The organism is Sulfitobacter sp. BSw21498, assembly GCF_006064855.1.
Classification (GTDB): Bacteria; Pseudomonadota; Alphaproteobacteria; order Rhodobacterales; family Rhodobacteraceae; genus Sulfitobacter.
Map to the genome: position 1 here is coordinate 88,985 of NZ_CP040753.1, position 26,053 is coordinate 115,037.

The 26,053-nt window shown below is 59.3% G+C and carries 28 protein-coding genes; 18 read left to right on the forward strand and 10 right to left on the reverse strand.

The features are described from left to right. Nucleotides 1–7 precede the first annotated feature (7 nt). Nucleotides 8–952: an L-threonylcarbamoyladenylate synthase gene (locus tag E5180_RS00530; protein WP_138922683.1), complete on the reverse strand. Its 945-nt coding sequence runs from the start codon at nt 950–952 to the stop codon at nt 8–10. A gap of 151 nt (nt 953–1,103) precedes the next feature. Here E5180_RS00530 and E5180_RS00535 point away from each other — a divergent pair, with 151 nt between their 5' ends. From E5180_RS00535 to E5180_RS00555, 5 genes are all read left to right on the forward strand, one after another. Further along, nucleotides 1,104–2,819 carry an acyl-CoA dehydrogenase gene (locus tag E5180_RS00535; protein WP_138922684.1) on the forward strand — a complete coding sequence of 572 codons (1,716 nt, stop codon included), beginning with the start codon at nt 1,104–1,106 and terminating at the stop codon, nt 2,817–2,819. Next, nucleotides 2,819–3,868 (forward strand): MBL fold metallo-hydrolase, encoded by a 1,050-nt coding sequence (locus tag E5180_RS00540; RefSeq protein ID WP_138922685.1) that lies wholly within the window; start codon nt 2,819–2,821, stop codon nt 3,866–3,868. The genes E5180_RS00535 and E5180_RS00540 overlap by 1 nt, the downstream gene beginning before the upstream one ends. A 3-nt stretch (nt 3,869–3,871) precedes the next feature. After that, nucleotides 3,872–4,357, forward strand: coding sequence for a DUF6173 family protein (locus E5180_RS00545; RefSeq protein WP_138922686.1), 486 nt, complete (start codon nt 3,872–3,874; stop codon nt 4,355–4,357). An 89-nt stretch (nt 4,358–4,446) separates the two neighbouring features. Next, nucleotides 4,447–4,581: an aa3-type cytochrome c oxidase subunit IV gene (locus tag E5180_RS00550; protein ID WP_005849635.1), complete on the forward strand. Its 135-nt coding sequence runs from the start codon at nt 4,447–4,449 to the stop codon at nt 4,579–4,581. Between the two features lie 31 nt (nt 4,582–4,612). Beyond that, the gene (locus E5180_RS00555; protein WP_138922687.1) at nt 4,613–5,215 is read left to right on the forward strand and encodes a hypothetical protein; all 603 of its coding nucleotides are present in this window, start codon (nt 4,613–4,615) and stop codon (nt 5,213–5,215) included. Here the strand turns inward: E5180_RS00555 and E5180_RS00560 are convergent. Next, entirely contained in the window at nt 5,204–5,536 is a 333-nt protein-coding gene (locus tag E5180_RS00560; protein WP_138922688.1) for an AzlD domain-containing protein, read from the reverse strand. The genes E5180_RS00555 and E5180_RS00560 overlap by 12 nt on opposite strands. Further along, nucleotides 5,536–6,270, reverse strand: coding sequence for an AzlC family ABC transporter permease (locus tag E5180_RS00565; RefSeq protein WP_138922689.1), 735 nt, complete (start codon nt 6,268–6,270; stop codon nt 5,536–5,538). The genes E5180_RS00560 and E5180_RS00565 overlap by 1 nt, the downstream gene beginning before the upstream one ends. 48 nt (nt 6,271–6,318) lie before the next feature. Between E5180_RS00565 and E5180_RS00570 the strand changes: the two genes are divergently transcribed. Genes E5180_RS00570 through E5180_RS00585 form a run of 4 tightly spaced genes read left to right on the forward strand, consistent with a single transcriptional unit; the run spans nt 6,319 to nt 10,365 of the window. Continuing rightward, nucleotides 6,319–7,206, forward strand: a complete 888-nt coding sequence (locus E5180_RS00570; RefSeq protein ID WP_138922690.1) for a formate dehydrogenase accessory sulfurtransferase FdhD — start codon at nt 6,319–6,321, stop codon at nt 7,204–7,206. Continuing rightward, nucleotides 7,203–7,805: a molybdenum cofactor guanylyltransferase MobA gene (gene mobA / locus E5180_RS00575; RefSeq protein ID WP_138922691.1), complete on the forward strand. Its 603-nt coding sequence runs from the start codon at nt 7,203–7,205 to the stop codon at nt 7,803–7,805. The genes E5180_RS00570 and mobA overlap by 4 nt, the downstream gene beginning before the upstream one ends. Continuing rightward, nucleotides 7,802–8,293: a molybdopterin-guanine dinucleotide biosynthesis protein B gene (mobB, locus tag E5180_RS00580; protein WP_138922692.1), complete on the forward strand. Its 492-nt coding sequence runs from the start codon at nt 7,802–7,804 to the stop codon at nt 8,291–8,293. Before mobA ends, mobB begins: the two co-directional genes overlap by 4 nt. Continuing rightward, a complete protein-coding gene (locus E5180_RS00585) occupies nt 8,290–10,365 on the forward strand; it encodes a molybdopterin-binding protein (protein WP_171048878.1) in 2,076 nt (691 codons plus the stop codon). Before mobB ends, E5180_RS00585 begins: the two co-directional genes overlap by 4 nt. Nucleotides 10,366–10,368: 3 nt before the next feature. Here the strand turns inward: E5180_RS00585 and E5180_RS00590 are convergent, their stop codons facing one another. Continuing rightward, nucleotides 10,369–11,400 (reverse strand): hypothetical protein, encoded by a 1,032-nt coding sequence (locus E5180_RS00590; RefSeq protein ID WP_138922693.1) that lies wholly within the window; start codon nt 11,398–11,400, stop codon nt 10,369–10,371. Nucleotides 11,401–11,415: 15 nt separating this feature from the next. Further along, entirely contained in the window at nt 11,416–11,886 is a 471-nt protein-coding gene (gene greA / locus E5180_RS00595) for a transcription elongation factor GreA (RefSeq protein WP_138922694.1), read from the reverse strand. A gap of 318 nt (nt 11,887–12,204) precedes the next feature. On the opposite strand from greA, the gene E5180_RS00600 reads away from it, so the two are divergent. From E5180_RS00600 to E5180_RS00610, 3 genes are all read left to right on the forward strand, one after another. Beyond that, complete coding sequence (locus E5180_RS00600) at nt 12,205–13,854, forward strand: electron transfer flavoprotein-ubiquinone oxidoreductase (protein ID WP_138922695.1); 1,650 nt, start codon at nt 12,205–12,207, stop codon at nt 13,852–13,854. 166 nt (nt 13,855–14,020) lie between these two features. After that, the gene (locus tag E5180_RS00605) at nt 14,021–15,739 is read left to right on the forward strand and encodes a tetratricopeptide repeat protein (RefSeq protein ID WP_138922696.1); all 1,719 of its coding nucleotides are present in this window, start codon (nt 14,021–14,023) and stop codon (nt 15,737–15,739) included. After that, nucleotides 15,736–16,593, forward strand: coding sequence for a 4-(cytidine 5'-diphospho)-2-C-methyl-D-erythritol kinase (locus E5180_RS00610; protein WP_138922697.1), 858 nt, complete (start codon nt 15,736–15,738; stop codon nt 16,591–16,593). The genes E5180_RS00605 and E5180_RS00610 overlap by 4 nt, the downstream gene beginning before the upstream one ends. Here E5180_RS00610 and E5180_RS00615 read toward each other — a convergent pair. Next, the gene (locus E5180_RS00615) at nt 16,590–17,588 is read right to left on the reverse strand and encodes a polyprenyl synthetase family protein (protein WP_138922698.1); all 999 of its coding nucleotides are present in this window, start codon (nt 17,586–17,588) and stop codon (nt 16,590–16,592) included. The two genes, E5180_RS00610 and E5180_RS00615, sit on opposite strands and share 4 nt — an antisense overlap. 59 nt (nt 17,589–17,647) lie before the next feature. On the opposite strand from E5180_RS00615, the gene E5180_RS00620 reads away from it, so the two are divergent. The 3 genes from E5180_RS00620 to E5180_RS00630 all read left to right on the forward strand — a co-directional run bounded on the left by E5180_RS00620 (nt 17,648) and on the right by E5180_RS00630 (nt 18,901). Further along, nucleotides 17,648–17,869, forward strand: a complete 222-nt coding sequence (locus tag E5180_RS00620; protein WP_093731946.1) for a putative signal transducing protein — start codon at nt 17,648–17,650, stop codon at nt 17,867–17,869. A 5-nt stretch (nt 17,870–17,874) separates the two neighbouring features. Continuing rightward, nucleotides 17,875–18,624 carry a tRNA1(Val) (adenine(37)-N6)-methyltransferase gene (locus E5180_RS00625; protein ID WP_138922699.1) on the forward strand — a complete coding sequence of 250 codons (750 nt, stop codon included), beginning with the start codon at nt 17,875–17,877 and terminating at the stop codon, nt 18,622–18,624. A gap of 112 nt (nt 18,625–18,736) precedes the next feature. After that, entirely contained in the window at nt 18,737–18,901 is a 165-nt protein-coding gene (locus E5180_RS00630; protein ID WP_138922700.1) for a YdcH family protein, read from the forward strand. Between the two features lie 93 nt (nt 18,902–18,994). Here E5180_RS00630 and phbB read toward each other — a convergent pair whose 3' ends face one another. The 3 genes from phbB to E5180_RS00645 all read right to left on the reverse strand — a co-directional run bounded on the left by phbB (nt 18,995) and on the right by E5180_RS00645 (nt 22,029). Next, nucleotides 18,995–19,717, reverse strand: coding sequence for an acetoacetyl-CoA reductase (gene phbB, locus E5180_RS00635; RefSeq protein WP_138922701.1), 723 nt, complete (start codon nt 19,715–19,717; stop codon nt 18,995–18,997). A 182-nt stretch (nt 19,718–19,899) separates the two neighbouring features. Then, a complete protein-coding gene (locus E5180_RS00640) occupies nt 19,900–21,075 on the reverse strand; it encodes an acetyl-CoA C-acetyltransferase (RefSeq protein WP_093731875.1) in 1,176 nt (391 codons plus the stop codon). 120 nt (nt 21,076–21,195) lie between these two features. Then, on the reverse strand, nt 21,196–22,029 hold the full coding sequence (locus tag E5180_RS00645) for an EAL domain-containing protein (protein WP_441351431.1): 834 nt from the start codon (nt 22,027–22,029) through the stop codon (nt 21,196–21,198). A 133-nt stretch (nt 22,030–22,162) separates the two neighbouring features. Here E5180_RS00645 and E5180_RS00650 point away from each other — a divergent pair, with 133 nt between their 5' ends. Beyond that, nucleotides 22,163–22,750 carry a DNA-3-methyladenine glycosylase I gene (locus E5180_RS00650; RefSeq protein ID WP_138922703.1) on the forward strand — a complete coding sequence of 196 codons (588 nt, stop codon included), beginning with the start codon at nt 22,163–22,165 and terminating at the stop codon, nt 22,748–22,750. Nucleotides 22,751–22,780: 30 nt separating this feature from the next. Here the strand turns inward: E5180_RS00650 and E5180_RS00655 are convergent, their stop codons facing one another. Further along, nucleotides 22,781–23,704, reverse strand: a complete 924-nt coding sequence (locus E5180_RS00655; protein ID WP_138922704.1) for a response regulator — start codon at nt 23,702–23,704, stop codon at nt 22,781–22,783. A 478-nt stretch (nt 23,705–24,182) separates the two neighbouring features. On the opposite strand from E5180_RS00655, the gene rpsD reads away from it, so the two are divergent. Together rpsD and hisC are read left to right on the forward strand one after the other, a co-directional pair. Beyond that, on the forward strand, nt 24,183–24,803 hold the full coding sequence (gene rpsD / locus E5180_RS00660; RefSeq protein WP_093731879.1) for a 30S ribosomal protein S4: 621 nt from the start codon (nt 24,183–24,185) through the stop codon (nt 24,801–24,803). Between the two features lie 167 nt (nt 24,804–24,970). Next, nucleotides 24,971–26,053, forward strand: coding sequence for a histidinol-phosphate transaminase (gene hisC / locus E5180_RS00665; RefSeq protein WP_138922705.1), 1,083 nt, complete (start codon nt 24,971–24,973; stop codon nt 26,051–26,053).

Sequence of the window (26,053 nt, forward strand, 5' to 3'; positions counted from 1 at the left end):
AGATGGATCAACGCGGAGCGGCTGCGCGACGCAGACGGTCGTTGATGGCGCGGCCAAGCCCCGTTTCAGGGATCGAGGCCACTGCGATGGGTTTGCGCAGCCGGTCAAGCGCGTGCAGCTGGTCGAATAGCTGCGCCGCGGCCTCTACCAGATCGCCGCTGGCCGACAGGGTTAGATCATCCGCGCCAGTCCCCTTCGCCGCGCCAAACCCAAGATAGACCTCGCCATCCATTGCCGCTTGGGCGTTCAACCGCACGCTGGCATGGGGCGCGTAGTGGGACGCCAACTGGCCGGGGGCGATAATTTCTGCGCCGTCGGCCACATCCAGCGGCCCCCCAAGCGCCGCCTCTATCGCTTCGGACGGCAGACCGCCTGCGCGCAGGAGGGTAGGGCGTGGCTGGTTCAGCCCGATGATCGTGCTTTCCAGCCCGACCGTGCAGGGCCCGTCATCGACAACGGCCGCAATACGCCCTTGCAGCCCCGACAGGACATGCTGCGCCGTGGTGGCGCTGATCTTGCCCGAGGGGTTGGCCGACGGGGCCGCCACCGGCCCGCCAAACGCCCGCAATATGGCGCGGGCCGTGGAATGTGCGGGGATGCGGATGGCGATGCTGTCCAGCCCCGCTGTCACCAAGGACGATAACCCGTGCCCCTCGGCCAATGGCAGCACGAGGGTCATTGGACCGGGCCAGAATGCGCTGGCCAGAACCTCTGCTGTGTCGGACCAGCGCCCATATTGGCGTGCCTGATCGACATCGGCGACATGGATAATGAGCGGGTTAAAGCTGGGCCGTCCCTTGGCCGTGTAAATCCCTGCCACTGCGGTCCCGTTGCGCGCATCCGCGCCCAAGCCATAGACCGTTTCAGTTGGCAAAGCGACCAGTGCACCTTGCTGCAGCAGGGCGGCGGCGCGGGAAATGCCTAAGGGGTCGGGAAGTAGAATGTCGGTCATGGGCTTCTCTTATGGGGATGACGCCGCGTTTTGGGTTGCGGTGCGCAGACTTGAGCGACATTCTCGCCGCAACAGCCCGAAGTATCGTCTTGGGCTTATCAGGTCGCTGTTCGGTTTGCCAAGCAGACGAACGCGTTAACGGAGGAAAACTATGCCCTATCGCGCCCCTGTCGAAGATTTTGCCTTTCTGTTTGATCATGTCGTAGGTTTGGACGCTGTGCGTCAGACCGAACGTTTTGAAGATGCCAGCGAAGACGTCACCCGCGCGATCCTCGAAGAAGCGGGCAAGATGACAAATGATGTTCTGGCCCCGCTGCAACGCGCAGGCGACCAGACGCCCGCCAAGCTTGAGAACGGTGTTGTGCGCACGTCGCCCGGTTTCGCTGACGGGTTCAAGGCCGTGGCCGAAGGTGGCTGGATCGGCATGTCCGCCGACCCTGAATACGGTGGCATGGGCCTGCCGATGACCCTGACGACTGCCGTGAATGAAATGATGAGCGGGGCTTGCCTGTCCTTGCAGCTTGCGCCTTTGATGAGCCAAGGCCAGATCGAAGCGCTTGAACATCACGCCAGCGACGCGATCAAGGAACTGTATCTGCCCAAGCTGATCAGCGGCGAATGGACCGGCACGATGAACCTGACCGAACCGCAAGCGGGCTCGGACGTGGGTGCGCTGGCAAGCAAGGCCGAAGACAACGGCGACGGCACCTATGCGATTTCGGGCCAGAAGGTCTATATTACATGGGGTGACAATGATTTTGGCGGCAATGTCTGCCATCTGGTTCTCGCGCGTCTGCCCGGTGCGCCCGCCGGCACGAAAGGCATTAGCCTGTTCCTCGTTCCGAAATTCCTGCCCAATGAGGACGGCAGCCTTGGGAATGCCAACACGCTGAACGTCGTCAGTCTGGAACACAAACTGGGGATTCATGGGTCTCCGACGTGCGTGATGCAGTATGACAGGGCGACGGGCTGGCTGGTTGGGGCCGAACAGGGCGGTATGGCAGCCATGTTCACAATGATGAACAACGCACGGCTTGGTGTGGGCGGGCAGGGCATCGGCATCGCCGAAGCGGCCTATCAACACGCGCTGGCCTATGCGCTGGACCGCAAACAGGGCAAAACATCGCGCCCCGATGGCACCGGCACGATTGTGGATCACGCTGATGTGCGCCGTATGTTGATGACGATGAAGGCCGAAACCTTTGCCGCCCGCGCCATTGCGCTGTGCTGTGCCAAGGCGATCGACATGACGAGCGCCACCGGTCAGTCCGAATGGAAAGCCCGGGCGGCCTTCTTGACTCCGATCGCCAAGGCCTTTGGAACCGACACAGGTATGGCCGTCGCCGAAATGGGTGTTCAGGTGCATGGCGGCATGGGCTTTATCGAGGAAACAGGGGCCGCGCAGTACAGCCGTGACGTGCGGGTGACCGCGATCTACGAAGGCACCAATGGCATTCAGGCAATGGATCTGGTGGCGCGCAAGATGATGGACGGCGGCGAGGCAGCGAACCGTCTGCTGGATGAAATCGAAGCCGATGCCGAAGCGGCCCGCGAGACGTTCCCGAATATGGCGGACTCCCTGTGGCAGGCGTCCGAGACGCTGCGCGAAGCGACCGATTGGCTGAACGAGCAATCGAACATGGACACGCGCTTTGCCGGAGCGGTGCCTTACCTGCGGGCCTTTGCGCGGGTGCTTGGGGCGCATCTGCACCTCAAGGCCGCTTTGGCCGACAAAGGCGGCGCGCGTGAAAAGCTGGCGCGTTTCTATATCCTGCGGTTGCTGCCAGAACACATCGGTCTGCTGGCCCATGCCCAAGCGGGCGAGGCCGATCTTTTCGCGCTTTCCGCTGACGAACTGGCCGCCTGATGCCGGATACCGCACCCACCGGTTTGCGTTTCCCTTGGGAAACGCCGCCCGCCCATGATGCAGCGATTGAGGTCGCCCCCGGCGTTCTTTGGTTGCGTTTGCCGCTGCCGATGAAGCTGGATCACGTCAACGTCTATGCGTTCGACGAAGGCGACAGCTGGACGATCATCGACACCGGCTTTGCGTCGAAAAAGTCCAAGGCGCTGTGGACGGACCTGATCGCGGGGCCGTTGGGCGGCAAGCCGGTGTCGCGGGTGATCGTGACCCACCACCACCCCGATCACATCGGATTGGCGGGTTGGTTCCAGACCGAACACGGGGCAGAGCTGGTGACGACGCGCACCGCATGGCTTACCGCGCGGATGCTGACGCTGGACCCGCAAGAGACACCGTCGGCCGAAGCGCTGGCGTTCTACAAGCTGTCGGGTATGGACGCCGCGCTGTATGAAAAACGCGCCTCCGAGCGGCCCTTCAACTTTGCCGACATCGTCTCGCCGCTGCCTTTGGGCTTCACGCGGATCAAGCAGGGCGACGAGATCACCATCGGTGGCCGCGTCTTTGATGTACATATGGGCAACGGTCACGCCCCCGAACACGCTACCTTCTGGAGCCGTGACGACAACCTCGTGATTGCGGGCGATCAGATCCTGTCATCGATCAGCCCCAACGTCGGGGTCTATGCCACCGAACCCATGGCCGATCCCATTGGCGAATGGATCGAGGCATGCGACCGGCTGTCACTGCTATCACGCGAAGATCACCTGGTATTGGGGGGGCACAAGCTGCCGTTTACCGGTCTGCCCACCCGCATGCGCCAGCTGATCGAGAACCACCACAGCGCCCTGCGCCGTCTGGAAAAAGCGATTGCAGAGCCCAAATCTGCTTCCGAATGTTTTTCGACCCTGTTCAAACGCAACATCGGCGAGGGCGAATACGGTCTGGCGTTGGTCGAAGCGGTGGCGCATCTTAGCCATCTGTACCAGACGGGCCGCGCCACGCGCAGCTTGCGTGCGCAGGACGGGGCGTGGGTATATCAGTCAAAGGATTGAGCGATGGATAACGAGATCAAGACTGCTGCCGAAGCCATCGAAGCAGACGCGTTGCCACGGCTTTACGAGGTGCATTCGGACCCCTCTAGCCGCAACGCCTCGGACCAGCCTGTGCCCAAAGGGATCACTCAGAAACCTGCCGCGCAGAAATCAGCTGCGCAATGGGCCTACGAGCGTGTTGTGCTGTACCTCAAGAACTTCGAAGAACAGCTCGACGGTGATCACGAGGTCGCTATGGGTTTTGCAGGCGGTGACGCCGGCGTGCTGCGGATCGAGGGGATGGGCTATTTCGATCCTGATATCGTGACCTTTTATGGCAAGGACAACACCGGCGCGCGGATGCAGCTTGTGCAGCATGTCACACAGTTGAACGTGGCCCTGAGGGCGCTGCCCAAAGCGGTGCAAGAAGCCCCCGCGAATCGCATCGGTTTTCGTCTGATCGAAGACCTCGAGACACAAGAGCAGCCTCCCGCAGGCGAAAACACCTGACCACGCGCATTTTGATGCCGTGACATAGGCAAATGAATACAGTATTCCCCAGACCAAATCATACGCACGTTAAGACAAGGATCGCGCAAATGGCCAAACATGAACACGGCTCGATGGACACCAGCACGCACGAGAAGACTTTTGACAGCTTCATGAACTTCGTCAAATGGTCGTGCATCGTGATTATTGCCATTCTGGTCTTTATGGCGATCTTCGCGCGCTAAGGCACGCACACTTAACCGACAGGATATTTCTATGCGCGTTTGGATGGCTCTGGCCTGCGTCGGGCTGCTTGCGGCCTGTGCGAATGATACCGGTATCGACAATACCCCCGCAGAGGTCGCGGCGGCTGCCTATGTGGCACCGGGACCAAAATCCATCACGTTGGTGACGATGATCAACAACCGCACCGGCAGCGGCGGCCATACGGCACTGGTGGTCAACGGGTCGCAGCAGGTGATCTTTGACCCCGCCGGATCGTTCCGCGACCCTCGTGTGATCGAACGCGGTGATGTGCTTTACGGCATGACGCCCCAGTGGATACAGGGGTACAAATCCTCTCATGCGCGCAGCACCTACCATGTCGTCAGCCAGGAATTGCAGGTCAGCGACGCACAGGCAGAACAGATATTGCAGCTTGTGATGTCAAACGGTCAGGTAGCGGGGGCGTTCTGCGCCAATGCGACCTCTGATATCCTGACGCAGGTTCAGGGCTTTGAGAGCATCTCGAAGACGTTCTACCCTGCCAAGCTCAGCGAACAATTCGCCAGCCTGCCCGGCGTGAAGACGACGAAATACTATGAAAACGACGAAGGCGACGTGATTGATGCCGTACAGGCTTCGCTTCTAGCCCAGTAACCAAAGCAAACCATAAAGCGTTGCTGCGCCGCTGATAATCGCGAGCAGCACGTTTTTGGTGAGCACCCCCACAGTCAGTGCTGCTGCCGCAGCTGCCATACGCGGTAAATCAAGCTGCCCGTCCGTGGCCGCGGGCCAGATCACTTGCGGGGCCACAAGGGCGGGCAGGATCGCCACCGCCGTATAGCGCAGGTGTCGCAACAGCCACGCGGGCATTTCGCGGTCCCCCACCAGTCCGGTAAAGACAAAGCGCAGCCCAAAGCTGCCAAGACCAAGGGCGATGATCACGAACCAAAGCGTGCCGGTGTCGATATCATTCATTATGCCGCGTCCTGTTCAGGGTGGTGGGGCTGGCGTCGTTCCAGCCAAAGTTCGGTTTGGGCACCGGCGATCATGCCCGCCAGCCCCGCCAGGATCAGCCCCAGCGAATAGGGCACACCCGCCGTCAACAGCGCCGCGAGGGATGCCACCAGCGCCGCGACGATATGTGCCGAGGTGCGGAACATCGGCGCGATCATTGCGAGAAAGGTGATGGGTAGGGCAAAATCCAACGCCCAGCTGTCAGGAATTTGTGCCCCGACCATCGCGCCAACCAGGGTGAAAAGATACCACAACGGCACAATCGGGGTCACACAGCCAAAGAAATAGGCCATCCGCTGCGGGATGGTCATATCCGGCTCTTTCTCATATTGCGCCATCGCGCAGACGTAGGATTGGTCAACTGTCAGATAGGCGGCCAGCGCGCGCTGCCACAAAGGCGCGGACCCGATGTAGGGTGTCAGCGACGCCGAATACATCGCCATCCGCAGGTTTACCGCCAGCGCAGAGGCCAGCACGATCGCCGTCGGCGCATGTTCCTGCATCAGTTGCAGCGCTGTAAACTGCGCAGCGCCCGCAATGACCACGACCGAAAAGGCGAGAGTTTCGAACACGTTCAGCCCTGCTTCGGTGGCAAGAATGCCGAACAGCGATGCAAACGGGATCATCACCAGAATAAAGGGTGCTGCGTCGGCAAGACCTTTGCGAAAGGCCGATTTCGTGGTGGTGATGGCCATGCGTTCCCCCTAGATTGCCGGGACATGCTTAACTGCCGCTTTGGGGGGATGCAATTGTCCGTCAAGACAGACACCGATGCTTATTTGATCGCACCGCAGCCGGGATTGGCGCGGCTGACACGCGCCGTCGTCGGACGGGATCATTCGGGGACCGAGACAACGATCAACGTCGTCGAGGAACGCCCGCTGACGATCTTTTTGAATGCGCAGGAAATCGTCACCGCGATGACGATTGGCGATTACCCCGAATACCTCGCGCTCGGGTTCTTGCGCAATCAGGGTATGCTGCGCGACGGCGAGGATATCACCAGCGTCGACTATGACGAAGAGCTTGAAGTCGTCATCGTCCGCACCGCCCGCAAAACCGACTACGAAGACAAAATGCGCAAGAAGACCCGCACCAGTGGCTGCGCTGTGGGCACTGTCTTTGGCGATATGATGGAGGGTCTTGAGGGCGTGACCCTGCCGTCGACCCCGCTGCGGACCTCGTGGATCTATGACCTAAGTGCACAGATCAACCGCACGCCGAGCCTGTACCTAGAGGCGGGGGCGATCCACGGCACGGTGCTGTGTCAGGGCAACCGTCCGCTGGTCTATATGGAGGACGTGGGGCGTCATAACGCGGTGGACAAGATCGCCGGCTGGATGCTCTCGGAAGGGGTCTCTGCCGAGGATAAGTTACTGTATACCACTGGGCGGCTGACCTCTGAGATGGTGATCAAGACCGCGATGATGGGGATCCCCGCGCTGGTGTCACGTTCCGGCTTTACCGCGTGGGGGGTAGAGATCGCGCAGCAGGTCGGGCTGACGTTGATCGGGCGGATGAAGGGCAAACGCTTTATCTGCCTTGCGGGCGAAGACCGGCTGATCCGCGATGCAGACCCCGACCAGATCAGGGATGAACCTAAACGATCAGGCCGAAAGGGCAGCGCATGAAACAGCCACTTGGGGTGATCCTTGCAGGGGGGCAGGCGACGCGGATGGGCGGCGGCGACAAGGGGCTGCTGCAGCTTGGCGGTCAAAGCGTGCTGGACCATGTGATCGAACGGCTAACGCCGCAGGTGGCGCGTGTGGCGTTGAATGCCAATGGCGATGCCGCGCGGTTTGCGGGGCTGAAACTGCCGGTGTTGCCCGACAGTATCGACGGCTTTGCCGGACCGCTGGCGGGGGTGTTGGCTGGGCTGGATTGGGCTGCCGCACATGGCGCTGATACGATTGTGACTGCTGCCGCCGATACGCCGTTCTTCCCCGGTGATCTGGTCCCGCAACTGTTGCTGGCAAGCGAGGGAATGACCCACCCGCTGGTGTTGGCCGCCACGCCCGATGCCAAGCGCGGCACCGCGCGGCATCCGACCTTTGGCCTTTGGCCTGTGGCCTTGCGTGACGATCTGCGTGCCGCCTTGCAGGGCGGGTTGCGCAAGGTCGTGATGTGGACACAGATCCATGATGGCCGCGAGGCGTTGTTCCCCCACGAAGACGCGTTCTTTAACATCAACACCCCCGAGGATCTGGCCCGTGCACAGGAGATGCTATGAGAGTTTACGGCGTTGTCGGCTGGAAGAACGCAGGCAAAACAGGGTTGATGGAACGCCTTGTGACCGAAATCACGGGGCGCGGATTTTCAGTGTCTACCGTGAAACATGCGCATCACAGTTTCGACGTCGATCATCCGGGCAAGGACAGCCACCGTCACCGTGTCGCGGGTGCCCGCGAAGTCCTGCTGGCATCGCGTAACCGCTTTGCCCTGATGCACGAATTGCACGGCGAGGACGAACCGTCCCTCGACGCGCTGCTAGCCAAGCTGGCCCCTGTCGATCTGGTCTTGGTCGAGGGATACAAGCGTGACGGTCACGCCAAGGTCGAAGCGCATCGGGCGGAAACGGGCAACGCGTTGATCGCGCCGGAGGATCCGACGATCAAGGCCATTGCCAGCGATACACCAATGACACTGGATCGCCCCGTGTTCGATCTGAATGACACAGGCACCATCGCCGATTTCATCCTGTCCGAGGTCGGGCTGTGAGCGCATTTGACACCATCGTCATGGTCGATTGGTCCGGCGGCAACGACACCGGCCCGACCCCGCGCAAGGACGCGATCTGGTTGGGTGTGTCGCGGGGGGGCGTATCAGATGCCCCCGTCTATCTGCGCAACCGGTCAGAGGCAGAGGCTTGGATCGCCACGCTGATCGACGCAGAGCTGGCGCAGGGCCATCGTGTGATGGTCGGGTTCGATTTTCCTTTTGGCTACCCCGCAGGCTTTGCCGAAGCGCTGACGGGCAGTACCGATCCATTCGCTGTGTGGGAATGGTTCGAGGCGCGGGTTGAAGACGCGCCAAAAGCCAACAACCGTTTCGATCTGGCCGGAGAGATTAATCTGGGTCTGGGCGACGGTCTGGGGCCGTTTTGGGCCAATGGCCTGCCGAACCGTGACGTCACGGGACTGCCCCGTACCAAGGCCGATTATACAAATCCCTTTGCCGAGAAACGTGCAGCTGAAGTGCAGGCCAAGGGCAGCTTTACCTGCTGGCAACTGGCGGGGGCAGGGGCTGTCGGGTCGCAGGTGGTCATGGGTCTGCCTGTCCTTTCGCGCCTGCGTGCCCGTTTTGCCGGGCGCGTCGCGGTCTGGCCGTTCGAGAAGCCTGATGCCCCGGTTGCGTTTGTTGAAGTCTGGCCGTCACTGACCGTCGGGCCTGCCCCGGACGAGATGATCAAGGATGCGTGGCAGGTGCAGGAACTTGCGCGGCAGGTCTCGGCTTTGGCCCCTGCTGAACTGGCGCAGGTGCTTGACGTGCAGGCACCGGAAGAAGGGTGGATCTTGGGGATGGGGGTCGAACACCTGCTCAAGGCACCACCGCCGCTGCGCAATGATTGTTTTGCCCTGCCGCCGGGCGTGCATTGGACGCCCGTGGACGATGCGCTGGAACAGCTACGCGCGCGTCTGCATCCGGTGCTACCTGCCGAAGAGGTGCGCCTTGGCGATGCGTTGGGGCGGATTGCAGCAGCCGACGTGCTGGCGCAGCGTGCGAACCCGCCACTGCCGAATACCGCAGTAGACGGCTACGGGTTCGCGGGCGGACGTGCTGCCGGTGCGCATGCGCTGCCGCTGGCCGAAGGCCGCGCAGCCGCGGGGGATGCGCCGGGGAGATTGCCCGCCGGTTATGCGATACGTGTGCTGACGGGGGCCGCGCTGCCCGCAGGTGTCGATACCGTGGTGCTGCAAGAGGACGTGACGATTGTTGGTGACACGCTGCGGTTCAATGGACCGGTCAAGCAAGGCGCTAACACACGCAAAGCAGGCGAGGACGTCACGGCAGGCGCGGTGACGCTTGCCGCAGGGCGGCGGATCACGGCGGCGGATATTGCCTTGTTGGCGGCCACCGGCACCGCATCTGTGTTGGTTCATAAACAGTTGCGGGTTGGCGTGCTGTCGACAGGCGACGAGATCGTCGAGGCGGGGCAAACCGCGGCGGAGGGGCAGATATTCGATGCGAACCGCCCGATGCTGTTGGGGTTGCTGGCGCAGTTCGGGCATCGGGGCGTCGATCTGGGCCATGTAGGCGACGACCGTGAGGCGCTGCGCGCACGGCTTGATGCGGCGCAGGGCGAGGTCGATGCGATCCTGACCAGCGGTGGTGCGTCGGCGGGCGACGAGGATCACGTGTCCGCCTTGCTTTCAGAAGCCGGAGCACTGGATCTGTGGCGTATCGCGGTCAAACCGGGGCGGCCATTGGCGCTTGGCATGTGGCAGGGCACGCCTGTTTTTGGCTTGCCGGGTAACCCCGTGGCCGCAATGGTCTGCACATTGATATTCGCGCGCCCTGCGTTGGCGCGGTTGGCGGGGCAGGACTGGCCTGTGCCACAAGGCTTTGACGTGCCCGCAGATTTCAGCAAACGCAAGAAACCGGGCCGACGCGAGTATCTGCGCGCGCGGATGCGCGACGGTCGGGTACAGGTGTTTGCCTCTGAAGGGTCGGGCCGGATCAGCGGGCTGTCTTGGGCCGAGGGTCTGATAGAATTACCAGACGCCGCAGCCGACGTTCAGCCGGGCGATCTGGTGCGCTATATCCCCTATGGATCCTTCGGGGTCACCTAGGCCCTAGTCGAACGTCCCTGCCACACGCCCGAGCAACATAAAGGCCCGCACTGTGCGTGTGTCTGTCAGCGCAGAGATGTCCGCGTCAGATGCTTCTGCTTCAAAGGCAGCAAAGGCGCGGTCAAAGCGGCGCAGGAAGTGATGCGCAACATCGCGAAAGATCGGGTCTTGTTTCATACGCGCACTTGTCAGCGCCAGCGAAGACCGGTCACGGATGCCACCCAATGCCGCAATTGGACGGCCGCGTGCACCTTGCGCAAACTGACGCCAGATTTCGGGGCGGGCGCGGTCGGGGGCGAGGTCATCCATATAGATGCCGTCCTGGCTCAGCAGCGTCAGCACATCTTGGGACGCCTGAACCAGCTGGGATGCATTGCGGTCCTTCAACGCCTTGCGCAACGCAGAAAAGCCTTCGGTATCGTCTGCCGTTTCGGGGAAGTTCAAAGCGCGGATGAAATCCTCGTGCGAGAGCGGCTGCGTCATATCCGCTGCCGACGTGCCAAGCGCCAAAACAGGCTGATCGTCAACGACGACGGGCTTAAGAGGCGCAAGACGGGTGGTTGCGTCGCGGCGGCTTTGGAAGGTGGCCAGCGTGCTTTCGGTCTTGCGCGCGGCGGCGGCAATTTCATCGAGCTTGCGCGCGACGGTCGCATCGGCACCAGGGCTTTGCCCCTGCTGCTGCGAAATGTAGGCCTGTCGGATCGCATCAATTGCAGTCTGCAACCGTTTGCTTTCCTCGCGCATGACGCGGCTGGAGCGGGCAGCGATGGCGGCAACCCAGATCATGCCCACGGGCATGACGACCGCAAGCATGGTCATCAATACGCGCAAACCGGCCCCACTGTCAGAAGCCTCGTCCGACGGCAGCACCATGAAGAAAATCACGGAGCCTAGTAGCCAGACCACTGTGAGCGCGGCTGCGATGATCTCGATGTTAAAGCCACCGCCGTCGCTGGGGCGCGAATAAACGCCGAACGGGGTCGACCGCGCGGATTGGCGCGGTGCGTTCGGGTTCAGCTGCAGTTTTTCGGTCATCAGTTTGTCCCCGGCTTATGCGTAGACGATTTTGAGAACCTCATAGGATTTGTCCCCCCCCGGCGTCCGCACTTCGACGCTGTCGCCTTCTTCCTTGCCGATCAGGGCACGGGCGATGGGGGATCTAATATTCAGCAGGCCTTTTTCAATATTGGCCTCGTATTCACCGACAATCTGATAGGTCTTTTCTTCGTCGGTGTCCTCGTCAACCAAAGTCACCCTCGCGCCGAACTTGATCGCGCCGGACATCTTTTTAGGGTCGATCACGTCAGCAAGGGAAATCGCACCCTCAAGCTCTTTGATGCGGCCTTCGATGAACGACTGCTTTTCCTTGGCAGAGTGGTATTCTGCGTTTTCGGACAGATCGCCGTGCTCGCGGGCTTCGGCGATGGCCTTGATGATGGTAGGGCGTTCAACCGACTTCAGGTGCTTCAGTTCGGTTTCCAAAGCCGTGTGACCGGCGCGGGTCATGGGGATTTTTTCCATCGGGGGGCGTCCACGCAATGAGGGTCACAGCCCGCGAATTGATGTCCGAGGGTGCAACCGATTTGAATTGATCCTTACCTGACCCAAACTGCCCTGCGAATGCAAGGGGGTGTCTGCCGGAGCGCGGCAATCCGCACGTCCATATTGGCAAGCCGTTGGGAAGCGCTATTTTACGTGGCGAAACAATATTGCTGCACCTGCAATATATATGATGCAAACTGTCGTGGGTGCGCTAATTTACGCTGTGTTGCGATTGCAATACCTACTGTGCTGGTTTAGCGAAATCCAAACCGTTTTCTGCCCGAAGAGGAGCCCCAAATGGCCGAAGTTGAACGCGAAGCAATGGAATATGACGTCGTTATCGTCGGTGCGGGCCCTGCCGGGCTGTCCGCCGCGATCCGTCTGAAGCAACTGGACGCCGACTGCAATGTGGTCGTGCTGGAAAAAGGCTCCGAAGTGGGCGCGCATATTCTGTCCGGCGCGGTTCTGGATCCGGTCGGTCTGGACGCTTTGATGCCGGATTGGAAAGAAAAAGGCGCGCCGATCAAGACCAAGGTCGAAGAAGACAACTTCTATATGCTGGGCGAGGCGGGCAAGATCCGCGTGCCGAACTTCCCCATGCCGCCGCTGATGCATAACCACGGCAACTATATCGTTTCCATGGGCAACGTCTGTCGTTGGATGGCCGAGCAGGCTGAAGCCTTGGGCGTAGAGATCTTCCCCGGGATGGCGTGCTCTGAACTGGTGTATGGTGACAACGGCGAGATCAAAGGCGTCGTGGCCGGTGAATTCGGCATCAGCGCTGATGGCACCAAGGGCGACGGCTATGAACCCGGTATGGAGCTTCACGGTAAGTATGTGTTCCTCTCTGAAGGCGTCCGCGGGAGCCTGTCGAAACAGGTGATCGCGAAATACGATCTGGATGCCGGAAAAGAGCCGCAGAAATACGGCCTTGGCATGAAAGAAATCTGGGAGATCGACCCCGCCAAGCACAAAGAGGGCACCGTCACGCACACGATGGGCTGGCCCTTGGGCAAGAACGCGGGCGGCGGGTCGTTCATCTATCACATCGAAAACAATCAGGTGTATGTCGGTTTCGTTGTTCACCTCGGCTATAAGAACCCGCATGTCTTCCCTTACATGGAATTTCAGCGGTTCAAGCATCACCCCATGGTAGCCGAGCTGCTGAAAGGCGGCAAACGTATCGCTTATGGCGCGCGTGCGATCACCGAGGGCGGCTATCAGTCCATGCCCAAAATGGTTGCACCGGGTGTGGCGTTGCTGGGCTGCTCTGTCGGCATGGTCAACGTGCCGCGCATCAAGGGCAACCACAATGCGATGCTGTCGGGCAAAGCCGCAGCCGAACGCGCCTATGAAGCCATTCAGGCAGGCCGCGCAGGCGACGAGCTGACCGCCTACGAGGACGATGTACGCAACGGCGAAATCGGCCAAGACCTGAAAAAGGTCCGTAACGTCAAACCATTGTGGAGCAAATACGGCCTCATGACGTCGCTCGCCGTGGGTGGGTTCGACATGTGGACCAACACATTCGGCTTCTCGCTGTTGGGGACGTTGGGGCATGGGAAATCTGATGCCGAGGCGACCGAAAAGGCCGCCAAGCACAAAAAGATCGATTACCCCAAGCCCGATGGCAAGCTGAGCTTTGACCGTCTGACCAACGTGGCGTTCTCGTTCACCAACCACGATGAAAACCAGCCTGCGCATTTGACGCTCAAGGACCCATCGGTGCCGGTGAACATCAACCTGCCAGAATACGCGGGCCCTTCGGCGCGATATTGCCCTGCGGGGGTGTATGAATTCGTCGAGGAAGACGGCAAGGACCCGCGCTTTGTCATCAACTTCCAGAATTGCGTGCATTGCAAAACCTGCGACATCAAGGACCCGACGCAGAATATCGTCTGGACCACGCCGCAGGGTGGGGATGGCCCGAACTACCCCAACATGTAAGCGTCGCTTACGGGACGAATTCGATCAAAGGCGTGCTTCGGCGCGCCTTTTTTCATGCGAGGTTCCGCCGATAGAGGGTAAGCGGTATGCTCCTTTGGATAGGCGGCATTGCGCTTGGACGCGAACCTGTTAGCCTTGCGCCTAAATATAAATGAGGCGTGCCAGTATGATCCGTAACCTATTGTTGACCGCTAGCGTTTTGGCGCTGACCGGTGCTGTTTCGATGCCCGCACAGGCGCAATCGGCAGCCGGTGCCTATCTCGCGGGGAGACATGCTGCGGTACGTAGCGATTTTGCGGAATCCGCGAGATACTATGGCGAGGCATTGGCGCTTGATCCCAAAAACCCTGAATTCCTTGAAAGCACGGTACTGGCGCTTTTGTCGCTCGGAAATATCGAACGCGCTTTGCCCTTGGCGCGGGTCATGGCGGCGTCGGATCAACCCGGGCAAATTGCCTATCTGGTAACCACCGCAGGCATGGCACAAGAAGAAGACTATGCCGGCCTGATCGCGCAATCGGCAGACGAAGGTGGGATTGGCCCTTGGGTCGACGGGCTGGTCAAAGCCTGGGCACAAATGGGCGTCGGCGATATGACCGCCGCCCTTGCCCAATTCGATGCCCTGAGCACAGAGGCTGGGATGCAGGGGTTTGTGATGTACCACAAGGCTTTGGCGTTGGCGTCTGTCGGCGATTATGAGGGGGCAGAGGCAATCTTTGCCGCGAGCCAAGCGGGGTCCGCCGGGCAGACCCGACGCGGGGTGATCGCGCGGGTCGAAATTCTGGGCCAGTTGGGGCGGAACGAACAAGCGCTCGCGCTGCTGACCGACAGTTTCGGTGCCAACAGTGACCCTGAACTTGATGATCTGGTCGCGGCCTTGCAAGGGGACGGGCAGGTTGCCTTTACCCAGATCCCCGATGCTAAGGCCGGAATCGCCGAAGTGTTTTTTACCTTCGCAGCTGTGCTGCGCAACGAAAGCGCCGGTGACTACTATGTGCTGCTGTATTCGCGCATCGCGCGCTACCTGCGCCCCGATCACATCGACGATCTGTTGCTGACGGCGGACCTGCTGGAAAACATCGGCCAGTACGAGCTGGCAATTCAGGAACTGCAAGACGTGCCCGCCGACAACCCCGCTTACCATGCGGCTGAACTGGGCCGCGCGGCGGCGTTGCGGCGGTCTAACAAGCCTGAGCAGGCGATCGAGGTGCTGCAACAACTGACGCGTAGCCATGGGACGCTCCCGTCGGTCCATTCCGCTTTGGGCGATGCGCTGCGGGCACAGGACGATTTCAAGGCCGCGATAAAATCCTACGACAAGGCGATTGAACTGACACCTGACAGCAACCCGCAACGCTGGGTATTGTATTATGCGCGTGGCATCGCCGAAGAACGCCTGGGCAACGGCGAAGCATCCGAACGCGATTTCCGCACCGCGCTCGAGATCAATCCCGACCAACCGCAAGTACTGAACTACCTAGGGTATTCGTTGGTTGAACAAGGTCGCAATCTGGACGAGGCGCTGAACATGATTGAGCGCGCCGTCGCAGCCAGCCCGGACTCCGGCTATATCGTCGATTCTCTTGGTTGGGTGCTTTACCGGCTGGGACGCTACGAAGAGGCCGTAGACCAGATGGAACGCGCGGTAGAGCTCGTTGCGGTGGATCCGGTGCTGAACGACCACTTGGGTGATGTCTATTGGTCCGTGGGTCGTCAACGCGAGGCCGAATTCCAATGGCGCCGCGCCCTGTCTTTCGTCGATCCCGAAGATCAGGACAGCGAGGCGGACCCGAAACGCATGCGGCGCAAGCTCGAGGTCGGACTGGATGCTGTATTGGCCGAAGAAGGGGCCGAACCGCTTAGCAAAGCCTCCGCTGAAAAATGACCGCCAAGGCCGCATCCCTCGGGGTTGCCAGCAACCGGAGCGCTTGGGCCAAGGTGAACCTGACGCTGCACGTCACAGGGCAGCGCGGTGACGGGTATCACTTGCTCGACAGCCTTGTGGTACGGGCCGGCGTCGGTGATCGGATCACGGTAACGCCGTCCGACCAGCTTGAGCTGTTCATCGATGGCCCATATGGTGCCGCTGCCCCCAATGATGACCGCAACCTCGTCGTGCGTGCTGCGCGCCTGCTCGACGCTGGCGCTGGCAGAGGGGCGCGGCTGCACCTGACGAAAAATCTGCCTGCTGCGGCGGGGATCGGCGGTGGATCAGCAGACGCCGCCGCGATGCTCCATTTACTATCGGCCCACTGGGGGCTGCCCGTACCCGATGATATCGCCCGGCTTGGGGCGGATGTGCCGGTCTGCCTGTATGACACGCCCCAGCGGATGGAGGGGATCGGCGAGGTTTTGACACCTGCGCCCAAGTTGCCGCCCTGTTGGCTGGTGTTGATCAACCCGAATAAATCTGCCGCCACACCCGAAGTATTCTCGCGACTCGAAGCCCGCGCCAATGCGCCGATGCCGAAAGAGCTGCCCGAATTCGCCAGTGCCACCGCATTCGCCGCATGGCTGGCGACGCAGCGCAATGACCTCGAGGCTCCAGCGGTCCAACTGGTGCCAGAGGTGGCGACGTGCCTACACAGCCTTCAGGATGCGTTGCTGGCCCGTATGTCTGGATCCGGAGCCACCTGTTTCGGCCTGTACGAGACCCAAGCGTTTGCACAACGCGCCGCCGCCCGTGTCGCGGACAAGCATCCCGGTTGGTGGGTGGTCGCCGCGCCGGTGCTAGGCTAGTTGATACGCGCCACGACGTAATCGGCCAGATCGCGCAGCATCCGGGTCAGGTCGTGATCGGGCAGGGTGTCGAGCGCGGTCTTGGCCTTCTCCGCCCACGCCAGCGCCTCTGATTTGGTCTCGTCCAGCGTGCCATGTTTGTGCAGCAGCGACAGGGCGTGGTCCAGATCGCCTTCCTCCTGCCGCCCCTTTTCGATGGTGCGGGCCCAGAAGGCGCGCTCTTCGGCATCGCTTTTGGCAATCGCTTTGATCACCGGCAGGGTCAGCTTGCGCTCGCGGAAATCGTCACCGATGTTTTTGCCGGTCGCATTCGGATCGCCTTGGTAATCCAGCAAATCGTCGACAATCTGGAACGCGATGCCCAAGGCGTCACCGTAGTTGAACAGCGCTTGGACCTGCGCGTCGGGGGCTGAGGCGATGACCCCGCCCACCTGCGTCGCCGCCGAGAACAGCGCCGCGGTTTTTCCGCGCACGACCTGCAGGTAGATACCTTCGTCCGTCGCCAAATTCTGGGCCGCCGTCAGTTGCAGCACTTCGCCTTCGGCAATCGTGGCAGAGGCATTCGCAAGGATCGCCAGCACGCGCATATTGTCGGTTTCGGTCATCAGCTGGAAACTGCGCGCAAACAGGTAGTCGCCCACCAGCACCGAAGATTTGTTATCCCAAAGCAGGTTCGCCGTCGGTCGTCCGCGCCGCTGCGCGCTTTCATCGACCACGTCATCGTGCAGCAACGTTGCCGTGTGAATAAACTCTACCGTGGCTGCCAGATGCACATGGTAAGGGCCGTCATAGCCACACAGCCGCGCCGCCGCGAGCGTGAGCATCGGGCGCAACCGTTTGCCGCCTGCTTCGACCAGGTGGGCGGTGACCTCCGGGATGCGCGGTGCATGTTCAGACGCCATGCGGTCGCGGATCAGGTCATTCACGGCAGTCATATCTGCGCTCAGATAGGCCGCCATTTGATCATGCGGTTTCTGGGTGTTTTCGCTCGTCATCTACACGACCTTAATTGGAAGGCTCGACAATCAACGTCGATTGCCCTTACATCTCTGTTATGAAGGAACTTTTACGCACAACCGATCCGACAATAATCGCCTTTGCCAGCGCCCTTCTTCAGGGCGAGGATATAGACTGCTTTCCGCTCGACGTAAACATGAGCGTGCTTGAGGGCGGGATCGGTATTTTCCCCCGTCGTTTGATGGTGCATGACGATGATCACGGTGCCGCGACACGGGTGCTGCGCGATAATGACATCCCCACCGGACTGCCCGACTAACGACGATGGATAGCTTCGGCCCAGACACGCTGACGCGGGATGCTTTCCTTGGCGGGAAATTGCGCTTGTGGCAGCCACGCAAAGGATATCGCGCGGGTGTGGACCCTGTTTTATTGGCTGCAACCATCCCTGCGCGGGCAGGCCAGCGCGTGCTGGAGCTTGGGTGCGGGGTGGGGGCTGCGTCGCTTTGTTTGGGCGCGCGTGTATCGGGGTTGCAGCTGACAGGAGTCGAGATCCAGCCGGCCTATGCCGCGCTCGCACGGCTGAACGATCCTACATTCGAAGTGGTCGAAGCCGACATCGACGCCATGCCCTTGGCGCTGCGGCAGCGACAATTTGACCACGTGCTTGCCAACCCGCCGTATTTCGATCGTCACGCTTCTATTGCTGCGACGAATTTAGGTCGCGAGACGGCACTGGGCGAGGCTACTCCGCTGGAAACATGGGTCAAGATTGCGGCCAAACGCCTGGCCCCCAAGGGGCAGGCACATTTCATCCATCGCGCCGAACGGCTGCCCGATCTTATCCGCGCGTTACCTCATGATATGGGCAGTATCGAAGTGCTGCCGATCGCGCCGCGCATCGGACGGCTGGCCGAGCTGGTGATCTTACGGGCACGCAAAAGCGGGCGGGGTGCATTTCGGTTGAATGCGCCGCTCGTGATGCACGAGGGTCCTCGGCATATGGCGGATGGCGACAGCTATGTGCTGCAAATCCGGGCGGTCCTGCGCGAGGGCGCGGCGCTGCCGTTCTAAGCAACCTCCCGCCGATATCTCAACTTGTCGATAGTTTTGCTGCGGTGCCGCGTGACAGGTGAAATATTTCGTGCTTCACTCCTCCTACGCAACATAACCTAAGGAGAGTTACATGTCTTTTGACGCACATCTGGATGCTCTGAAACGCAAGCATTTGGCAATGAGTAACGCTGTAGAACAGGCTCAACGATCGCCGAGTATCGACGGCCTGAAGGTTGCGAATATGAAAAAAGAAAAGCTGCGTTTGAAAGAGGAAATTACCCGGCTTTCCAGCTGATATAATTATACGTTTGACCGGCGTGCCCGATGGGCCGACGGCAGAAAGGCCAGTGCTGAATGCACTGGTCTTTCGCGTTTCTACGACGGGTACCTAGACCAGGTGCTGGGCACCATTCGCGGTAATTGTCGACCCGTTGATAAAGCCCGCGTCATCGCTGACAAGGAATACAACAGCGCGCGCGATCTCCTCCGGTTCGCCCAAGCGGCCTGTCGGAATTTGCGCCACGATGGAATCGCGCACTTTTTCCGGCACGGCCATCACCATATCCGTTGCGATATAGCCGGGGCAGATTGCGTTCGCAGTGATATTGGCGCGCGCGCCTTCCTGAGCCAAGGATTTCACAATGCCGAGGTCACCCGCTTTGGTCGCCGCATAGTTTACCTGTGCGAATTGGCCTTTTTGCCCGTTGATCGAGCTTATGACCACGATCCGACCAAATTTCCGGTCGCGCATACCGGGCCAAACTGGGTGAATGGTATTGAAAACGCCGGTCAAATTTGTGCCAACGACTTCGTTCCATTGGTCGGGTGTCATTTTGTGGAAAGGCGCGTCGCGTGTGATGCCCGCGTTCGCAACAACCACCTCAACGGGGCCTAGATCTTCTTCGACTTTGGCGATTCCGGCTTTGGAATCCTCGTAGTCTGCGACGTTCCACTTATAGGTTTTGATCCCGGTTGATTCTGTGAATTGCGCGGCAGCATCGTCGTTGCCGGCATAAGTCGCCGCTACAGTATATCCGGCGTCTTTCAATGCTGTGGAAATAGCCGCCCCGATCCCGCGGCTCCCTCCGGTTACAAGTGCAACACGTGACATAAAACTCTCCCTAGTGGCAATGTTGTTTCGTTTGCCGTAGTAAATTCGTAATTAAATTACGTGAGGAATTTGTAGTCACGCTTGGATTTCTTTGCAACAGTTTACGCAAGGAAAGAGCATTTGTTTTTCTCGTGGCGCGTGAAGTCGCTTAGCGCGCGCCACGAGAGCTTGATTATGGAGCGTTATGGGCGCTCAAGGCACATCGCGACGCCCATGCCGCCACCAATGCACAAAGTGGCGAGCCCTTTCTTCGCGCCGCGACGCTGCATTTCAAACAAAAGCGTATTGAGAATGCGCGCGCCGGATGCGCCGATCGGGTGACCGATAGCAATTGCGCCGCCGTTGACGTTCACGATCGAAGGATCCCAGCCCATGTCTTTGTTAACTGCACAGGCCTGAGCGGCAAAAGCTTCGTTGGCTTCGACGAGGTCCAGATCTTCTGCTTTCCAGCCGGCTTTTTCCAATGCTTTGCGCGACGCGTAAATCGGACCGGCCCCCATGATCGTTGGGTCTAGGCCGACGGTGGCATAGGATGCGATGCGCGCCAACGGGGTGATACCCCGTTTTTCAGCATTATCTGCCGACATTAGCAACGCGCCTGCCGCCCCATCGTTTAGACCCGACGCGTTGGCCGCTGTGACAGATCCGTCTTTGGCGAAAGCGGGGCGCAGCTTTTGCATGGCTTCCATGGTGGCACCATGGCGGATGTATTCGTCTTGATCGACGATAATCTCGCCCTTTCGAGTTTTGACGGTGAAAGGCACGATCTCGTCTTGGAACTTACCGGCTTTTTGCGCAGCCTCGGCCTTGTTTTGCGAGGCGACTGCAAACTCGTCTTGGGCGTCGCGGCTGATTTCCCATTTTGCTGCAACATTTTCTGCGGTTTGGCCCATATGGTAGCCATGGAACGCATCCCACAGGCCGTCGCGGATCATCGTATCAATCAGCTGCATGTCGCCCATTTTTTGACCCGGACGCAGGTTTTGCGCGTGGGGGCTCATCGACATGTTTTCCTGCCCACCTGCGGCCACGATATCAGCATCGCCCAGTTGGATATGCTGGGCCGCCAGCGCCACGGCGCGCAAGCCCGAACCGCACACTTGGTTGATCGACCATGCCGCGCTTTCGATGGGCAGGCCCGCGTTGATATGTGCTTGGCGTGCAGGGTTTTGCCCTTGGGCTGCGGTCAAAACTTGGCCCAAAATAGTTTCGTTCACCTCGGAAGGGTCAATACCCGCGCGTGTGACGATCTCTTTCAGGACTGCGGCACCTAGATCATGTGCAGGCGTGTTTGCAAAAGATCCGCTGAAACTGCCTACGGCCGTGCGGGCTGCGGATGCGATGACGACGTTGGTCATATGTGTTCTTCCCCTGAACTGCTGACGTAGGGTATTAACGCGGTGGTTGCCCGCTCCCCAGTCTTCTATGCTTTGGGACATATCCTATAGCTACACATGCGGCAATCACGCCCTGTCGGCCTACGCGTTTTTACGCAATTCGGTCGATTTATGCCAAAAAGGTTGAGTGGTTGGTGCACCGTATAGAAACCCCTGTTGGCAGTCGACGCCAAGAGAATGCAGAAGCGACGAATCCTCTTGATTTTCGACCTGTTCGGCAACGCATACCATATCAAAGTTACGCGCGATTGAGACCATGATCGATACAATCGCACGGTTGTCGGGGTGGAGGGTGATACCACGCGAAAATTGCCCGTCAATCTTCAAGATATCAAAAAACATATCTTTAAGGTAGCGGATAGCGATGTAGTCGGCCCCGAAGTTATCGAGGGCAAAGCAAACGCCCCGTGTCTGCATTTGGTCCATAAAACTGCTGACAAGCTCTGGCATTTGCATCGCGGATTTTTCGCTGATTTCTAGAATCAGCCGTTCGCCAATGGTGCCGTCGCGCGAGAGCCAACGATTCAGCACGTTCGTCCATCCCGCATAGCCGATAGAGCGGGCTGACATGTTGACAGATAGCCGCAAGTTCTTGTTATCGCTCAGCGCCGTTAGCCCCGCCTGAAGCGACAGCACGTCTATCTCGCGGCCAAGCTGCGTCTTTTCGATGAGGTGCATAAATTCACGAGCTGGGAGGGCCCGCCCCGTTGGGTCCAAAATCCGGATAAAGCCCTCGTAAAAGGCAACTTTCGGATCTTCTACATCGCGCATGACGGGCTGGTAGGCCATCAAGGTCTGCTTGTGCGCGACTGCGTCTTTGACAATCGCGATTGTGCTGCTGTCGCGTTGGTTAACGGCATAATCCAGCGGATTTCGCGTGCCTTCGGGCAGATCAGCGAGCGGGTGTTGTGACATCTCTTCCAAGGGGTGCTTCCATCTATCGCGTTTCTTGTGTCACCTTGGCCCCAATACTTATAACGCGGGGTTAACGCGGCAATGCAGCACAAATTTTAACTATTCTGCCAATGAGCGCGGAGAAGGGGAGCCGATGCACCGATGTGACTGGGCGGGACCAGAGCAGATTTATCTGGATTATCATGACACTGACTGGGGTGTGCCCGAGTATGACAGCCGTGCTCTTTGGGAAAAGCTTATCCTTGACGGCTTTCAGGCGGGGCTCAGCTGGATCACGATACTTAAAAAGCGAGAGAATTTTCGCGAGGCATTTGCCGGTTTTGACCCTAACGTCATCGCTACGTGGGGTGAGCCAGACGTTGAACGGCTGCTGGCCAACCCCGGTATAATCCGCCACCGCGGAAAGATCGCGGCGGCGATCACCAATGCCCGCGTGTGGCAGCAGATTGAGCAGAGGGAGGGGTTCGACAGATATCTATGGAAGTATGTGGATTTCGAACCGCAGCAGAACCGGTTCGAGCGTCAGGCGGACGTTCCGGCCTGGACGCCGCTTTCAAAGCAAATATCCACCGATTTGAAAAAACAGGGATTTAAGTTTTGCGGCCCGACAATTGTGTACGCGTTTATGGAGGCGGTCGGGATGGTGAATGATCATTTAACCTGCTGCCACCGCCATACCATCGTCGCGCAGATGCCCAAGCACGATTGGGCGCTGCGATAACCGGTCGGTGCCTAGTTGACCTGGGTCGCCTTACGCGGTGACAGCGCCAAGGGAGCTTGCCAGTTGGTCCAGCATCACGATCGTGTCGCTGCTGGTCGAAAACGCTTTGGTGCGGCAATAGTCAACCTTGACCGTGATGCCGGATAACGAAAGGTCCTCTGTCGCAGTTTGAACCGCTGCGGTGGCTACGTCCGCGATGTTCAAGTTCGCTTGCGTCTTGAGCGCGGGAGACAGCGCGGCAAATGCCCCGTTGGACCGATAGGTCACGATCAGGTTAAGGCTGCTGAGCGCATCGGTCAGTTTGCGGGCGAGGCTGACAGAGAAATTGACCCGTTGGCCCTCGGGTATGCTAGACAGGACCTTCGCAAAATCCTGCAGCACGATAACGGCAACTTGCATGCCACCGCCAAATTCGGATTGCATCCGCATAATGTAATTCTCGAACGCATCTTGGGGCACAAGCCCGCTTGCCAAAAGCTCGGATGGTGCCATTGCTCGGTCGAGCGCGAGTTCTTTCAGAACGTCAAAATTTTCTTGGTTCGGTGATTCATGGGGACGTCTGAGGTGACGAACATATTCTGCATTTCGCATCTCTGCGCCGTGGATGCGCGCTTCGAGATCGAAAAACTCGAACGGTTTGACGATATAGTCCCACGCGCCAGCAACAAAAGCTTTCGCTATGCTTTCGTTGTTCTTAACGCCGGTCAGCATAATGATCGGTACAAATTCGTAGCCCTTAATTTGGCGGATATGAGAGATCAGCTCTATGCCGGTCATTTCCGGCATCTGGATGTCTAGAAGCAAGCAGTCGAATATAATCGGTGCACTGTGAATGACTTCAAGGGCTTCTTTACCGGACGCGGCCGTCCGGACATACTCGTGATCCTGCGTCCGAAGATATTCTTCCAACAAGCTGCGCAGATCTTGATTGTCCTCAACGGCAAGTATCCTCATACCAAATACTCGGCAGTTTTAGTCTCCGTTATCGGGGCGATGCGGACTGAATGCAGATTGATCTTGCGGCGATCGTGCAGGTTTTCCATCACACTAGCCCCCCTTGTTTACTCATCAACATGCTGATGGTGAGCGACAAATTTACTGATTTCAACTTAAAATTAGCCGCGTTAACCATTTGTTAATGAATTAAGAGATTTTAAGGCGCTGCGACTCTCAAAAGTGTGGATGCCAAGCGGGTGAATAGATTTGATCAGCGGGCCAATTGCACAGCAATGGGGGGCTGCGGAAGTGTGCGTCTTGATTTGTAGCAAATTCATCCGAGTTCCATCATTGACTCCGCGCCGCAGCGCCGTATAAGCGCCGCTTGATTGGTGTTGGTGGACCCCGCAAGGGGAACCCTGTCAGGCTTCGGCCAAAGGACAACGCCCTTTACCGCCCGCCGCAATTCTGCAGGGCTTCAAAAAGGAGAACAGCCGTGACTAAGCGTACAGCTGCCAAGCACAAAATTGACCGCCGTATGGGCGAAAACATCTGGGGCCGTCCAAAGTCCCCAGTGAACCGTCGTGAATACGGCCCCGGCCAGCACGGTCAGCGCCGCAAGGGCAAACTGTCCGACTTTGGTATCCAGCTGCGCGCAAAGCAAAAGCTGAAAGGCTACTACGGCGATCTGACCGAGAAGCAATTCCGCCGCATCTACGGTGAAGCTGAGCGTGTAAAAGGCGACACAGGTGAAAACCTGATTGGTCTGCTGGAGCGTCGTCTGGACGCCGTTGTATACCGCGCGAAGTTCGTCGCGACCGTTTTTGCTGCGCGCCAGTTCGTAAACCACGGCCACGTCAAAGTGAACGGCAAGAAGGTTAACATTCCTTCCTACCGCGTCAAAGAAGGCGACGTGATCGAAGTGCGTGATCGTTCCAAGCAAATGGTTGCCCTGCTGGAAGCCACTCAGCTGGCAGAGCGTGACGTGCCTGACTACATCGAAGCAGATCACTCCAAGATGACAGCGACTTTCGTGCGCACCCCCGCTTTGGGCGACGTGCCATACCCTGTCATGATGGAACCGAACCTCGTGGTCGAATTCTACGCGAAGAACTAAGGTTCCTCGCATATCAATGCCGAAGGGGCCACGCTGGAAAGACCGGCGTGGCCCTTTTTGCGTTTGGTGTCGCGACTTTAGCGTCGGGCAAAGTGACGCCGGGACAAGATCGTAGTGGCGTTGGACCCGGTGCGCGTTTATGGTCCGCCCGACAGGAGATATGACAGATGACAACCGCTATTCGCCCGCAACCCGGCATTATGGACATCGCGCTGTATCAAGGCGGGGCATCCCATGTGGCGGGGCTTGAAAATGTGATCAAGCTTAGCTCGAACGAGAACCCGCTTGGCCCGTCCGACGTCGCCATCAAAGCGTTCCGGGATGCGTCATATGACCTGCATCGTTACCCGTCATCCGATCACACAGCATTGCGTCAAGCCATTGCGCAGGTGCACGGGCTCGACGCCGATCGCATCATTTGTGGGGCCGGTTCAGACGAGGTTATTGCATTTCTGTGCCAAGCGTTTTCGGGCGAGGGTACCGAGGTGCTGCACACGGTGCACGGCTTTGGCATGTACCGGATTTCCGCACTGGCCAATGGGGCTACCCCGGTCGAGGTGCCCGAAAATGAACGGGTGACGGATGTGGACGCGTTGCTTGCGGGCTGCACCGACAAGACACGGCTGGTGTTTATCGCGAACCCGAATAACCCCACAGGCACAATGATCGGGCTAAGTGAAATTGAACGGCTGGCCGCAGGTATCCCCGAAAAGGCCATTCTGGTTCTGGACGGGGCCTATGCTGAATATGTCGAAGGATATGACGGCGGCGCTGCTTTGGTCGATAGTCACGATAATATCGTGATGACGCGGACCTTCTCAAAGCTCTATGGCCTGGGTGGCTTGCGCATCGGCTGGGGCTATGCGCCGGCCCATATCATCGACGTCCTGAACCGCGTGCGGGGGCCGTTTAACCTCTCGCAAGCCGCATTGAACGCGGCGACAGCGGCGATCAAGGACACAGGGTATGCTGCTCATTGCCGCAGCGAAAATGCGAAATGGCGCACCTGGATGGCTGATGCCTTGGCCGAGATTGGCGTTCCATCGGATGTGTCCTGCGCGAATTTTATTCTCGCGCGGTTCAAGTCGCAGGCCGAGGCCGAGGCTTGTGATGAACACCTCAAGACCCAAGGCTTGATCGTGCGGCGCGTTGCCGGATACCAGCTGCCCAATTGCCTGCGCATTACCGTGGGCGATGAAAGCGCATGCCGTCGCGTGGTTCATGCGGTCCGACAGTTTAAAGGCGACTAA

Bases quoted from the DNA above. Each gene is read 5' to 3' on its own strand.
- E5180_RS00530 (WP_138922683.1), bottom strand. From the start codon at position 952: ATGACCGACATTCTACTTCCCGACCCCTTAGGCATTTCCCGCGCCGCC.
- E5180_RS00535 (WP_138922684.1), top strand. From the start codon at position 1,104: ATGCCCTATCGCGCCCCTGTCGAAGATTTTGCCTTTCTGTTTGATCAT.
- E5180_RS00540 (WP_138922685.1), top strand. From the start codon at position 2,819: ATGCCGGATACCGCACCCACCGGTTTGCGTTTCCCTTGGGAAACGCCG.
- E5180_RS00545 (WP_138922686.1), top strand. From the start codon at position 3,872: ATGGATAACGAGATCAAGACTGCTGCCGAAGCCATCGAAGCAGACGCG.
- E5180_RS00550 (WP_005849635.1), top strand. From the start codon at position 4,447: ATGGCCAAACATGAACACGGCTCGATGGACACCAGCACGCACGAGAAG.
- E5180_RS00555 (WP_138922687.1), top strand. From the start codon at position 4,613: ATGCGCGTTTGGATGGCTCTGGCCTGCGTCGGGCTGCTTGCGGCCTGT.
- E5180_RS00560 (WP_138922688.1), bottom strand. From the start codon at position 5,536: ATGAATGATATCGACACCGGCACGCTTTGGTTCGTGATCATCGCCCTT.
- E5180_RS00565 (WP_138922689.1), bottom strand. From the start codon at position 6,270: ATGGCCATCACCACCACGAAATCGGCCTTTCGCAAAGGTCTTGCCGAC.
- E5180_RS00570 (WP_138922690.1), top strand. From the start codon at position 6,319: ATGCAATTGTCCGTCAAGACAGACACCGATGCTTATTTGATCGCACCG.
- mobA (WP_138922691.1), top strand. From the start codon at position 7,203: ATGAAACAGCCACTTGGGGTGATCCTTGCAGGGGGGCAGGCGACGCGG.
- mobB (WP_138922692.1), top strand. From the start codon at position 7,802: ATGAGAGTTTACGGCGTTGTCGGCTGGAAGAACGCAGGCAAAACAGGG.
- E5180_RS00590 (WP_138922693.1), bottom strand. From the start codon at position 11,400: ATGACCGAAAAACTGCAGCTGAACCCGAACGCACCGCGCCAATCCGCG.
- greA (WP_138922694.1), bottom strand. From the start codon at position 11,886: ATGGAAAAAATCCCCATGACCCGCGCCGGTCACACGGCTTTGGAAACC.
- E5180_RS00600 (WP_138922695.1), top strand. From the start codon at position 12,205: ATGGCCGAAGTTGAACGCGAAGCAATGGAATATGACGTCGTTATCGTC.
- E5180_RS00605 (WP_138922696.1), top strand. From the start codon at position 14,021: ATGATCCGTAACCTATTGTTGACCGCTAGCGTTTTGGCGCTGACCGGT.
- E5180_RS00610 (WP_138922697.1), top strand. From the start codon at position 15,736: ATGACCGCCAAGGCCGCATCCCTCGGGGTTGCCAGCAACCGGAGCGCT.
- E5180_RS00615 (WP_138922698.1), bottom strand. From the start codon at position 17,588: ATGACGAGCGAAAACACCCAGAAACCGCATGATCAAATGGCGGCCTAT.
- E5180_RS00620 (WP_093731946.1), top strand. From the start codon at position 17,648: ATGAAGGAACTTTTACGCACAACCGATCCGACAATAATCGCCTTTGCC.
- E5180_RS00625 (WP_138922699.1), top strand. From the start codon at position 17,875: ATGGATAGCTTCGGCCCAGACACGCTGACGCGGGATGCTTTCCTTGGC.
- E5180_RS00630 (WP_138922700.1), top strand. From the start codon at position 18,737: ATGTCTTTTGACGCACATCTGGATGCTCTGAAACGCAAGCATTTGGCA.
- phbB (WP_138922701.1), bottom strand. From the start codon at position 19,717: ATGTCACGTGTTGCACTTGTAACCGGAGGGAGCCGCGGGATCGGGGCG.
- E5180_RS00640 (WP_093731875.1), bottom strand. From the start codon at position 21,075: ATGACCAACGTCGTCATCGCATCCGCAGCCCGCACGGCCGTAGGCAGT.
- E5180_RS00645 (WP_441351431.1), bottom strand. From the start codon at position 22,029: ATGTCACAACACCCGCTCGCTGATCTGCCCGAAGGCACGCGAAATCCG.
- E5180_RS00650 (WP_138922703.1), top strand. From the start codon at position 22,163: ATGCACCGATGTGACTGGGCGGGACCAGAGCAGATTTATCTGGATTAT.
- E5180_RS00655 (WP_138922704.1), bottom strand. From the start codon at position 23,704: ATGAGGATACTTGCCGTTGAGGACAATCAAGATCTGCGCAGCTTGTTG.
- hisC (WP_138922705.1), top strand. From the start codon at position 24,971: ATGACAACCGCTATTCGCCCGCAACCCGGCATTATGGACATCGCGCTG.